The sequence below is a fragment of the Pararhizobium sp. PWRC1-1 genome (assembly GCF_049897905.1).
Classification (GTDB): Bacteria; Pseudomonadota; Alphaproteobacteria; order Rhizobiales; family Rhizobiaceae; genus Pararhizobium.
Genome location: NZ_JAFCXE010000009.1, coordinates 163,780 through 175,079, shown reverse-complemented (window position 1 = coordinate 175,079; position 11,300 = coordinate 163,780). Strand labels below are relative to the sequence as shown.

The following is an 11,300-nucleotide window of genomic DNA, read 5'->3' as shown; positions in this document are numbered from 1 at the left end:
CTCATGCGCGGACGCCGCCCGCGCATACATAAGCCGGGCGGCGCCTTGTGTCGAGTATCCGGCGGTGCGGTTGTTATTCAGCCTTGGTGACGCCGTAGGTGAAGAACTGCGAGTTGAGACCATTCAGCGGATAGCCGCTGACCGAGGCCTTGGACACGACGATCTGCGGATAGAGGTAGAACCAGTTGCTGGCCGCATCCTCTGCGATGGCCGTATTGGCCTCCTTCAGCTTTTCAGTCTGCTCGGCCTCCGTTCCGCTCGATTCCGCCTGCTTGATCAGATCGACGACCTTCGGGTTGTTGTAACCCCAGTAGAAGTCGGGATTGCCATAAAAGACGATATCGCGGTGGTTGACGTGCTCCTGCAAGGTCGCCTGGAAGTCATGCGCCTTGTAGACCTTTGTGTACCACTCATTGGCAGTGATGACGTTGATCTCGACCTTGACGCCAATCTTTGCCAGCTCGCTCTGGATGAACTGCGCAGCGATCGGATGCGGATCATAGTTCGGCGTGTCGATGGTGAAAGTGAAGCCATCGGAATAGCCGGCTTCCTTGAGCAGCGCCTTGGCACTTTCCGGGTCATAGGCATCGACCTTGGTCAGATCGGCATACCAGGCATCCGTGGGCGGCACGAAGGAACCGATCAGCGTGCCGTAATCGCCCCAGACGGCCTTCAAGAGCTTCCCGTCGTCAATAGCGCGGGCAAGCGCCTTGCGAACCTTCACATTGTCAAAGGGCGCAACGCGGTCGTTATAGGCAAGCAGAAGCTTCGTCGTGGACTTGCCTTCGCTGACGGTGAATTCCGGATTGTCCTTGAACTGCGCGAGCGAATCCGGGCTCTGCACGGAGGTGATGATATCGACGGAGCCGGTCAGCAGCGCGTTGTTGAGCGCCGTCGCTTCCGTGAAGTACTGAAACACCACCTCGGAATTCTTCGGCTTTTCACCCCAATACTTGTCGAAACGCGCGATGGCGAGCGACGAGCCACGGCGCCATTCCTGCAGCGCGTAGGGACCAGTGCCGTCTTCCTTAGCTTGAAAGTCTGTTGCCTCGTCGTTGGCGATCCAGACATAGCTCAGATTGTAAGGCAGAGAGATCGAGCGCGCGGCAAGTTTCACCACCACCGTGGAATCGTCCGGCGTCTCGACGCTAGCGATGGTTTTCAAGCTGTTCTTGCGCGAGCTTTTGGAAGCTTCGGCCGTGACGCGCTCGATGGAGAACTTCACGTCCTTTGAAGTCAGCGGTGCGCCAGAATGAAAGGTCACGCCAGGCTGTAGCGTGAACGTATAAGTGAGGCCGTCTTCGCTCACTTTCGTGTCCTTGGCAAGCGACGGCTCGACCGTACCCGCATCCGTCAGACGGAACAGCGCCTCATAGACATTCCCGTTGAAGGCTTCGTTGATGCCCTGGCCGGCGCCGGCCGTGTTGTCGAGATTTTGGGGTTCGTAAAGGGAACCGATGTTGATCGTGGCGTCCGGATCGCTCTCCCCAGCATGCGCCGGGCCGAAGACGCTCATTGCAAGAGCAACGGCAAGTCCCGCGGCCAGTCCGGAGTTGCGGGTTTTGGAAGCGCTCATTCTATTCTCCTGTTTCGCGACACCCTTTCCGGCGTCATGGCGGCGATTGTATCGAACCGCATGCACACAGGGTATTCATATCCACTCTAATTTGCGGAAATTAAAGGGAATTGTCTTTCAACGAACGTCAAATCCATGGATTGTTTTTTGCGTGTACGGCGCGCCCCTACCTTAAGGCAGCAGTAGAGCGACATTCGGCTTGTGCACACGCGGACCGTTTCTGAACCGTTGCGCAGTCTTGAAAGCGTTGAACTGGCACCCCCAGTGGGATGCAATAAAACCTCTTTGAAAAACCGGCGCCCCGATTGCTGTAATGTCATCCTCGGAGGTCTTTCTAGAAACAGCGAAACTCACTTCTTTCGGCAAAGGTCATTCCATCGCCGTCATAAACACCGGCACTTGTTGTTCGAAGAACTTTGAGAATGAGGCAATCCGGGGAGGCAATGACTGGTACGGTGGGTAATAGAGGGTGAGCCACAAGTCAGGCGGCGACCAGTTTTCAAGCACATGGACCAACCTTCCCGTGCGCAGATGCTCGGCGACGTGAAACTTCGGGAGCATCGCCACCCCGGCCCCTCCAGCAGCCATGTCGGCCAGAACGCCGCCGCTGTTGGCACTGAAAGCCCGGCCTGCGGAGATCGTAGCGCTGCCATTTCCGTCCGATAATGACCAAGTTTCCCGCTTACTTTCGCTACTGTAGGCAAGGCAATCATCGGGGTTCAGTTCGTTCGGATGCTGCATGTCCGCAAACCGGCTGCCCGGCGCGGCGACAAGAATCCGGCGCACGACGCTGATCTTCCGCCAGATCGTGAACTTGTCCGACGGTGCGGCAGAGATACGGATCGCCAGATCATAGTCGTCGTCAATGATGTCCACCAGTCCGTCCCCGAGCGCGATTTCAAAGCTGATCTTCGGAAAACGCTCCCTAAAGCCGGACAGGATGGGTGGCAGAACCTGCTGACCGAACCAGGTCGGCGCACTAATCCGCAGCCGGCCGTGATCCGCCTTGTGCGTATTCATCACCTCTTTGCGCGCATTCTCCAGTACGTCCATCGCTGGCTGAACCTGCGCGGCATAGATCGCTCCATCTGTCGTCAAAGATACCTGGCGCGTCGTTCGAACGAAGAGCTGGACTCCGAGATCATCCTCGAGCGCCGCGATCGCTCGCGTGACGGCTGCGGGCGTCATGTCCAGTTCGCGGGCCACCTGGGCAAAGTTTCGCTTTTCGGCAGCCAGCAGAAAGGTTCGGAGGGCCTTGTAATCGTTCATCTATTATTTCATCCTGCGCAACTCACTGACAATTATTATTACAATTCAAGCGGCCGAGCAACTGACGTAAGTTCCCAATCACACCAGATATGACATCTGCACCGAAGGGAAAACGTCATGATCAAGGATATCAAAGGGCTACATCACATCACATCCATGGCGTCGGACGCCCGCCAGAACAACACGTTTTTCACGGACACGCTTGGCCTGCGCCGTGTGAAGAAGACCGTGAACTTCGACGATCCAAACGTCTATCACCTTTATTACGGTGATGAGGCTGGCACACCCGGCACTGTCATGACCTACTTCCCATTCCCTGACGTGATGCGCGGCCGCTCAGGCGTTGGCGAAGTCAGCGAGACACAGTTCGCAGTGCCGAAAGGCTCCCTCTCCTTCTGGCAGGATCGCATGACATCAAAAGGTGCGGACAACGTTCGGGCCGATACGCTTTTCGGCGCCAAGAGCCTGCGGTTCAATGGACCGGACGGTGAAGGATTTGCCCTGATCGAAGCGGGGGATGATGCGCGCAAAGCTTGGACTGGAGCCGGCATCGCCGATAGCGTCGCCATCCGCGGTTTTTCAGGCGCCAAGTTCCGCCTTCATGAGACCGGGGCCACCGCCGAACTGCTCGGGTTCATGGGCTACCAGCGAGCCGAGACCGAAGGCAACGTTACCCGCTTCGTCATGCCCGGCGGCAACGGCGCCGACACGATTGACCTTGAGGCTCTGCCCCAGACGCCCTATGCAAGACAGGGCGCCGGCTCGGTTCACCACATCGCCTTTGCAGTCGAAAACCGCGCAAAACAACTCGAAGTCCGCAAGTTTTTGATGGATACTGGATACCAGGTTACGCCGGTCATCGACCGTGATTACTTCTGGGCGATCTATTTCCGCACCCCCGGCGGCGTGCTATTCGAGATCGCCACCAACGAGCCAGGTTTCGACCGCGACGAAGACACCGCGCACCTCGGCGAGGTTCTGAAGCTGCCAGCTCGGTACGAACCTTACCGTGATCAGATCGAAGCCGGACTGACGCCGCTTGCAGCCTAAAATTCCAGCCACATCGCTTTCCGACAATTCAGCGTCCGAACCTTCAAGACGAAACGTCGCCCCTGCCCCATGCCTTTACTCAATCCAATGAAAGGGAAACACCAGATGTCCAATAAACTCCAGGTCCTCACCCCGCAGAACAGCCAGATCATCTTCATCGACCAGCAGCCGCAGATGGCCTTTGGTGTCCAGTCGATCGACCGCCAGGTCTTGAAGAACAACGTTGTCGGTCTCGCCAAGGCGGCCAAGATCTTCAATATTCCAACGACAATCACCACAGTCGAGACGGACTCTTTCTCCGGCAACACTTTCCCGGAACTGCTTGCCGTCGTTCCCGGCAATGATATCCTTGAGCGCACTTCGATGAACTCCTGGGACGACCAGAACGTCCGCGACGCGCTTGCTAAGCATGCCGTAGACGGTCGCAAGAAGGTCGTCGTCGCCGGACTTTGGACCGAGGTTTGCAACACCACCTTCGCACTTTCCTGCATGAACGACACCGACTATGAGATCTACATGGTTGCTGATGCTTCCGGTGGCACCTCGGTTGATGCGCACAAATATGCAATGGACCGCATGGTTCAGGCAGGTGTCGTTCCGGTGACCTGGCAGCAGGTTCTGCTCGAATGGCAGCGCGACTGGGCACGCAAGGAGACCTACGACGCGGTTACCTCCCTGGTGAAAGAGCATTCCGGTGCCTACGGCATGGGCATCGACTATGCCGTCACCCACGTCCATGGCGGCTCCGAGCGGGTGAGCCATGGCAAGCGAATCGGACCAAACCCCGCGAAGTAATGCCGGCATCGCTCCGGCAGGACGTTACCTGCCGGAGCGAATTGCTTCCTCCAAGCGAAGGTCCCAGCCATGAAAATCTATCTCTTGTCACTTGGTGCCGGCCTGCTGGTGGGCGTGGTCTACAGCCTGCTCAATGTCCGCTCGCCTGCCCCACCTGTCGTCGCTCTTATCGGTCTACTTGGTATCCTTGTTGGCGAGCAGCTCGTGCCGCTGGCAAAAAGCATTTGGGCTCGTGAGCCTGCTGCCGTTTCCTGGCTTCATCAGGTCAAGCCGCACATGTTCGGTCACCTCCCGAAGGGCGGGTCGAATGTGGTTGAGGCGACCTCCCCCGGCAAAGATCCGACATCGGGGAAAAGCTGATGACGACGCGCCGCACATTCCTGGGCGCAGCATCGAGCCTCGCCTTTTCAAACCTGTTTTCACCGGCCAATGCCGCCGATCCCATCAAGACCGGAGCCGCTTCCATGCACGCAGACATCGTTTTCCACAACGGATTGATCACGACGCTGGATCGCGCAAATCCGAACGCCACCGCGGTCGCCGTCAAGGACGGTCTGTTCCTGGATGTGGGTACAGACAGCGACGTCATGGCGCTTGCCGGGCCGGACACGAAGATCGTTGACCTCAAAGGCACGCGCGTGCTGCCGGGCCTGATCGACAACCACACCCACGTCGTGCGCGGTGGTCTCAATTTCAACATGGAACTCCGCTGGGACGGTGTGCGCTCGCTCGCCGATGCGATGGACATGCTGAAGCGACAGGTCGCCATCACGCCTGCCCCCCAATGGGTGCGTGTCGTCGGCGGATTCACCGAACACCAGTTTGCCGAAAAACGACTTCCGACGATCGACGAGATCAATGCCATCGCGCCCGATACGCCTGTCTTTCTGTTGCACCTGTATGACCGCGCGCTGCTCAACGGTGCTGCTCTTCGCGCTGTCGGCTACACCAAGGACACACCGAACCCGCCAGGCGGCGAGATTACCCGCGACGCCAACGGCAACCCGACCGGGCTGCTGCTCGCCAAGCCGAACGCCGGCATTCTTTATTCGACGCTCTCCAAGGGGCCGAAACTTCCCTTTGAATACCAAGTCAATTCCACCCGCCATTTCATGCGGGAACTGAACCGTCTCGGGATCACGGGGGTCATCGATGCGGGCGGCGGCTTCCAGAACTACCCGGACGACTACGCGGTCATTCAGAAGCTGTCGGACGAAGGACAGCTCACAGTGCGTCTTGCCTACAATCTCTTCACGCAGAAGCCGAAGGAAGAAAAGCAGGACTTTCTCAACTGGACGCAGTCGGTCAAATACAAGCAGGGCAATGATTATTTCCGCCATAACGGTGCTGGCGAAATGCTCGTCTTTTCCGCTGCGGACTTTGAAGACTTCCGTCAACCGCGGCCCGAGATGGCGCCGGAGATGGAAGGCGAGCTTGAAGAGGTGGTTCGTGTGCTTGCCGAAAACCGCTGGCCCTGGCGCATGCATGCCACCTACGATGAAACCATCAGTCGATCCCTCGACGTCTTCGAGAAGGTCAACAAGGACATCCCGCTGGAAGGGTTGAACTGGTTCTTTGACCATGCCGAGACGATTTCGGATCGCTCGATTGACCGGATTGCTGCCCTTGGCGGCGGGATCGCCACACAGCACCGCATGGCCTATCAGGGCGAATATTTTGTCGAGCGTTACGGTCATGGCGTGGCCGAGGCCACGCCACCGATCAAGCGCATGCTTGAAAAGGGTATCAATGTTTCTGCTGGAACGGATGCTACCCGTGTCGCATCGTATAATCCCTGGGTCTCGTTGTCTTGGATGGTGACGGGGAAAACAGTCGGTGGAATGCAGCTCTATCCGCGCGCCAACTGCCTCGACCGCGAGACGGCGCTTCGCATGTGGACGGAGAAAGTCACCTGGTTTTCCAATGAGGAAGGCAAGAAGGGCCGCATCGAAAAGGGCCAGTTTGCCGACCTCGTCGTGCCGGACAAGGACTTCTTCACCTGCTCCGAAGACGAGATCTCGTTTCTGTCCTCGCAACTGACCATGGTCGGCGGCAAGATCGTCTATGGTGCCGGCGACTTCAAGGCGCTCGACGAAAATGACGTGCCTCCGGCCATGCCGGACTGGTCGCCCGTGCGCGCTTTTGGTGGCTATGCGGCATGGGGCGAACCGCAAGGCGCAGGCATGAACTCACTGCGACGTACCGCGATCTGGAGCTGCGGCTGCACCAGTTCTTGCAACGTCCATGGCCATGATCATGCCGGAGCCTGGACATCGAAGCTGCCGATTGCCGATCTGAAGGGCTTCTTCGGGGCGCTCGGTTGCGCCTGCTGGGCCGTGTGAGGAAAAGATGATGATCGTCAATACCCGTCGCCAAAGTGGCCTCGCTCTACTTATCACATCGCCTGTGGTCCGCTTCGTGGCGTTCCTCGCTCTTTGTGCGGCCTATATTCAGGGGCCACTCACCAAGCTGTTCGATTTCCAGGGCGCGGTTGCCGAGATGGAGCATTTCGGCCTCTACCCGGCGGCCTTTTTTGCCGTCGTCGTGATTGTGTTCGAACTCACGGCTTCGGCAATGGTCCTGTCCGGCTTCCTGCGTTGGCTTGGCGCCCTCGCCCTCGCCGTCTTCACGCTTCTTGCGACCTTCGTTGCGCTGCGGTTCTGGGAGATGCCCTCCGGCATGGAGCGTATGATGGCGACCAACGCTTTTTTTGAACATCTTGGTCTTGCCGGCGCCTTCGTCATTGTCGCTATGATCGACTTCACCAAAGGGGGCGGCAAATGAGCGCTGCAAAATCGCCAGGCGGCAGTTTCGCGCCGCTGCGCCAGCCTGTCTTTGCTGTCCTTTGGGCAGCAACCGTCCTGGGCAACACCGGCAGTTTCATGCGCGATGTGGCCAGTTCCTGGCTGATGACCGATCTCTCGGCAGCACCCGCAGCCGTTGCCATGGTTCAGGCAGCCGGCACCCTCCCAATTTTCCTGTTGGCTATCCCCGCGGGCGTACTCTCGGACATCCTCGATCGGCGCAGGTTCCTGATCGCCATCCAGCTCATGCTCGCCAGCGTCAGTATTTCGCTGATGACCCTCTCCTACATGGGTATGCTGTCAGTCAGCGCACTGATTGGATTGACGTTTCTGGGCGGTATTGGAGCTGCCCTGATGGGGCCGACATGGCAGGCGATCGTGCCGGAACTGGTACCGCGTGAAGATGTGAAGGGTGCCGTGGCGCTCAACTCGCTCGGCATCAATATCGCACGCTCCATTGGTCCAGCCGTAGGCGGTCTGCTTCTGGCTGCTTTCGGAGCCGCCGTCACCTACGGCGCCGATGTAGCGAGCTACATCGTTGTCATCGCCGCCCTGGTGTGGTGGCCGCGCGCCAAGAATGCCGATGACGCTTTGTCCGAGAATTTCTTCGGCGCGTTTCGCGCCGGACTGCGCTACACCCGAGCCAGCAAGCCATTGCACGTCGTACTATTGCGGGCGGCAATCTTTTTCGCCTTTGCAAGTGCGGTCTGGGCACTTCTTCCGCTGGTTGCGCGCCAGCTCCTTGGAGGGGATGCCGGTTTCTACGGGCTGCTGCTCGGTTCGGTCGGCGCAGGTGCTATCGGCGGGGCGCTGGTGATGCCGCGTTTGCGTCAGCGCTTCAATTCCGACGGTCTACTCCTGGGTTCGGCTGTCGTAACGGCTTTGGTCATGGCGGCACTCTCACTCGCTCCGCCGCAATGGCTGGCAGTCGTCGTCCTTCTTTTCTTGGGTGCGGCATGGATTACCGCCCTCACCACCCTTAACGGTGCAGCACAGGCCGTCCTGCCAAACTGGGTACGCGGTCGTGGCCTCGCCGTCTATCTGACTGTGTTCAACGGCGCGATGACCGCTGGCAGCCTTGGATGGGGTGCCGTGGGGGAAGCGGTCGGCGTCCCCGGCACGCTTCTGATCGGCGCCGCCGGACTGCTCGTCGCAGGCTTCATCATGCACCGGATCAAGCTTCCGTCCGGCGAGGCCGACCTCGTATCGTCCAACCATTGGCCGGAGCCTCTCGTTGCCGAGCCGGTCGCAAACGACCGCGGTCCCGTGCTCATCCTGATCGACTACCACGTCGAAAAGCCCAACCGCACCAAGTTCCTGCACGCGCTCAAAGACATGTCGTCGGAGCGTCGCCGGGACGGAGCCTATGGCTGGGGCGTGACAGAAGACTCCGCCGATCCGGAAAAGATCACCGAATGGTTCATGGTTGAATCCTGGGCGGAACATTTGCGACAGCATAAACGCGTCTCGAATGCAGATGCCGACTTGCAGAGCAAGGTTCTGGCTTTTCACAGCGGCCCGGAAAAACCGCTCGTTCGGCATCTGCTGACGATCAACAACCCTGGAAGACCGGCGTGAAGCGAGGCAACACCCAACATCCGGAATTGTAATATCCGCAATTAAGTCGAAAGTTTTATTGCAATTGCAGGAGACGATGTGCTGGTTCATTCTCCCCATGAACCAGCACCGGACGACAACAACCGCATCCAACCTGGCAGGAGCCGCCATGACTGAACGTCTTTTTCCGCTCACCCGCCGTGACGCACTTCGTGCCGGCGCTGTCCTTGCCGCCGGCATCGCGCTGCCGAACCGGTCCACCTTCGCTGCAACCGCCACACAGGCACAAACAGGAGACAACACCATGGGCTTTGTTACAACCACGGACGGCACGGAGATTTTTTATAAGGATTGGGGTCCGAAGGATGCGCAGCCAATCGTTTTTCATCATGGATGGCCACTCTCTTCCGACGACTGGGATGCGCAAATGCTATTTTTCCTAGCAAAGGGATATCGCGTCGTCGCCCATGACCGCCGAGGTCACGGACGTTCGGCGCAGGTTTCCGGCGGTCACGACATGGACCATTACGCCGCCGACGCCTCTGCTGTCTTTAAAGCACTCGACCTGAAGAACGCCGTCCATATCGGGCACTCAACGGGTGGCGGTGAAGTTGCCCGCTACGTTGCCAATCATGGCGAACCCGCAGGCCGTGTCGCCAAGGCCGTTCTCGTTTCTGCTGTGCCACCATTGATGCTGAAGACCACGGCTAATCCTGAAGGTCTGCCGATGGAAGTCTTCGACGGCTTCCGTTCCGCACTGGCCGCCAACCGGGCGCAGTTCTTCCGCGACGTGCCAGCTGGCCCGTTCTACGGCTTCAACCGCGAAGGTGCTGTAGTGCATGAAGGTGTCATTCAGAATTGGTGGCGTCAGGGCATGATGGGTGCTGCGAACGCGCACTATGATGGCATCAAGGCCTTTTCGGAAACAGACCAGACTGAAGACCTCAAGGCCATCACTGTGCCTACGCTGGTTCTACATGGTGAAGACGACCAGATCGTGCCGATCGCAGATGCTGCGCACAAAGCCATCAAGCTGTTGAAGAACGGCACGATAAAGACCTATCCCGGCTTTTCGCATGGCATGCTCACAGTCAATGCCGATGTGCTGAATGCCGATCTCCTCGCCTTCATCAAGGCGTGACGTCACAAGCGGAATGGCGCCGATGGCAATTTACCGTCGGCGTCAATTCAATTTCCCTGAACCGCAGCACAGTTTCGGGAGACATGTCTTATCGCTGGCATTAGTGCCGGTTGCGCAAGCGCCACTCATGCGGCGTAATACCTGCCGCTTTGCCGAAGACTTTGGCAAAGGCATCCTCGTCGGGAAAACCGCATGTTTCGGCCACTTTGGCGATGGTTTCACCGGTCTTGCTCAGAAAGGCCATGGCCGTGCTTACCCGGCGCTCCGAAATCCACTCGAGCACCGTCTGCCCCGTCGCCGCCAAGAAGCCTGAACACAGGTCGTCCGCCGCAAACCCGCTTGCACCGGCAATCTGATGGATCGTTATCGGCCTTGAAAGGTTGGCAGTTATGTACGCCTTGACCCGTTTTTCCTGGATGGAAGTGAGCCCGCCGGCGGCCGAAAGGCTCTGGGCGGGAGACCGCCCGTAACGATGCGCAAGATGAGCGTTGAATGCCAGCCCGACATGCGGAAGCAGCATGTCCCTCACCTCGTCCGGCATGTCGAACATGGGCATGAGAGCAGCCCCTATATTGCGGATGACTTGGTCGTCAATTCCGCGGCAGATCTCAAGATTATCGATCCGCGGCTCGCCCGCGTCCTCAGCGAGCTCGGCGAGATGCGCACTTGGGATATGAAAGGCGAGCGCTTCGAAACGTCCCCGAACTGAAATTGCGGAACCGTTTTTCAAATTGATCAGGCAGATCGAGCCTTTGGGATACCTTTTCAAAGGCGCTGGCGGCCGGTCCGGCCAGATGTCGAAATGGTCAACGTCGATGAGATAAAGCATCACCAGAAACGCATCATCAGGGGGAATCAAGACCGGATCGTCGCCGTCATTGTAGGAGCGATCAATATATACGACAGAGAGCAGTGCCTCGCGAAGCGGCCTGATCACAAGTGTTCTTGCTGTTTGGACGCCGAAACCTGCCGCAATTCTGTCGCTAGCCGTCAATGCTTCACTCACATTTGTCTCGATCATCTGACCGGCGAAACCAGGTCTGCAGCTCAGACGTCCGCCATTTGAACGTTTCTATCCTTCATTCCAACGTCTATCTTGTAGAAAAGC

At 58.4% G+C, this 11,300-nt stretch carries 10 protein-coding genes; 7 read left to right on the top strand and 3 right to left on the bottom strand.

The window, feature by feature from the left end; all coding sequences use genetic code 11:
* Positions 1-73 precede the first annotated feature (73 nt).
* Together ACP7E0_RS15920 and ACP7E0_RS15915 are read right to left on the bottom strand one after the other, a co-directional pair.
* Positions 74-1,576: an ABC transporter substrate-binding protein gene (locus ACP7E0_RS15920; protein ID WP_426126010.1), complete on the bottom strand. Its 1,503-nt coding sequence runs from the start codon at positions 1,574-1,576 to the stop codon at positions 74-76.
* A gap of 369 nt (positions 1,577-1,945) precedes the next feature.
* Positions 1,946-2,845, bottom strand: a complete 900-nt coding sequence (locus ACP7E0_RS15915) for a LysR substrate-binding domain-containing protein (RefSeq protein WP_426126009.1) — start codon at positions 2,843-2,845, stop codon at positions 1,946-1,948.
* 117 nt (positions 2,846-2,962) lie between these two features.
* Here ACP7E0_RS15915 and ACP7E0_RS15910 point away from each other — a divergent pair, with 117 nt between their 5' ends.
* The 7 genes from ACP7E0_RS15910 to ACP7E0_RS15880 all read left to right on the top strand — a co-directional run bounded on the left by ACP7E0_RS15910 (position 2,963) and on the right by ACP7E0_RS15880 (position 10,192).
* Complete coding sequence (locus tag ACP7E0_RS15910) at positions 2,963-3,895, top strand: ring-cleaving dioxygenase (protein WP_426126008.1); 933 nt, start codon at positions 2,963-2,965, stop codon at positions 3,893-3,895.
* Positions 3,896-4,000: 105 nt separating this feature from the next.
* A complete protein-coding gene (locus tag ACP7E0_RS15905; RefSeq protein WP_426126007.1) occupies positions 4,001-4,690 on the top strand; it encodes a hydrolase in 690 nt (229 codons plus the stop codon).
* Between the two features lie 69 nt (positions 4,691-4,759).
* Positions 4,760-5,050 carry a XapX domain-containing protein gene (locus ACP7E0_RS15900; RefSeq protein WP_426126006.1) on the top strand — a complete coding sequence of 97 codons (291 nt, stop codon included), beginning with the start codon at positions 4,760-4,762 and terminating at the stop codon, positions 5,048-5,050.
* A complete protein-coding gene (locus tag ACP7E0_RS15895; protein ID WP_426126005.1) occupies positions 5,050-7,032 on the top strand; it encodes an amidohydrolase in 1,983 nt (660 codons plus the stop codon). Before ACP7E0_RS15900 ends, ACP7E0_RS15895 begins: the two co-directional genes overlap by 1 nt.
* Before the next feature lie 7 nt (positions 7,033-7,039).
* Positions 7,040-7,474 (top strand): DoxX family protein, encoded by a 435-nt coding sequence (locus ACP7E0_RS15890; protein ID WP_426126004.1) that lies wholly within the window; start codon positions 7,040-7,042, stop codon positions 7,472-7,474.
* Entirely contained in the window at positions 7,471-9,072 is a 1,602-nt protein-coding gene (locus tag ACP7E0_RS15885; protein ID WP_426126003.1) for an MFS transporter, read from the top strand. Before ACP7E0_RS15890 ends, ACP7E0_RS15885 begins: the two co-directional genes overlap by 4 nt.
* A 283-nt stretch (positions 9,073-9,355) precedes the next feature.
* The gene (locus ACP7E0_RS15880) at positions 9,356-10,192 is read left to right on the top strand and encodes an alpha/beta fold hydrolase (protein WP_426126084.1); all 837 of its coding nucleotides are present in this window, start codon (positions 9,356-9,358) and stop codon (positions 10,190-10,192) included.
* Positions 10,193-10,292: 100 nt separating this feature from the next.
* On the opposite strand, the gene ACP7E0_RS15875 is transcribed toward ACP7E0_RS15880, so the two are convergent.
* The gene (locus ACP7E0_RS15875) at positions 10,293-11,129 is read right to left on the bottom strand and encodes a helix-turn-helix transcriptional regulator (RefSeq protein WP_426126002.1); all 837 of its coding nucleotides are present in this window, start codon (positions 11,127-11,129) and stop codon (positions 10,293-10,295) included.
* Positions 11,130-11,300 lie beyond the last annotated feature (171 nt).

What these genes read in the sequence shown, in the direction of transcription:
- ACP7E0_RS15920 (WP_426126010.1), bottom strand. Translation starts at nt 1,576, where the DNA reads ATGAGCGCTTCCAAAACCCGCAACTCCGGACTGGCCGCGGGACTTGCC.
- ACP7E0_RS15915 (WP_426126009.1), bottom strand. Translation starts at nt 2,845, where the DNA reads ATGAACGATTACAAGGCCCTCCGAACCTTTCTGCTGGCTGCCGAAAAG.
- ACP7E0_RS15910 (WP_426126008.1), top strand. Translation starts at nt 2,963, where the DNA reads ATGATCAAGGATATCAAAGGGCTACATCACATCACATCCATGGCGTCG.
- ACP7E0_RS15905 (WP_426126007.1), top strand. Translation starts at nt 4,001, where the DNA reads ATGTCCAATAAACTCCAGGTCCTCACCCCGCAGAACAGCCAGATCATC.
- ACP7E0_RS15900 (WP_426126006.1), top strand. Translation starts at nt 4,760, where the DNA reads ATGAAAATCTATCTCTTGTCACTTGGTGCCGGCCTGCTGGTGGGCGTG.
- ACP7E0_RS15895 (WP_426126005.1), top strand. Translation starts at nt 5,050, where the DNA reads ATGACGACGCGCCGCACATTCCTGGGCGCAGCATCGAGCCTCGCCTTT.
- ACP7E0_RS15890 (WP_426126004.1), top strand. Translation starts at nt 7,040, where the DNA reads ATGATGATCGTCAATACCCGTCGCCAAAGTGGCCTCGCTCTACTTATC.
- ACP7E0_RS15885 (WP_426126003.1), top strand. Translation starts at nt 7,471, where the DNA reads ATGAGCGCTGCAAAATCGCCAGGCGGCAGTTTCGCGCCGCTGCGCCAG.
- ACP7E0_RS15880 (WP_426126084.1), top strand. Translation starts at nt 9,356, where the DNA reads ATGGGCTTTGTTACAACCACGGACGGCACGGAGATTTTTTATAAGGAT.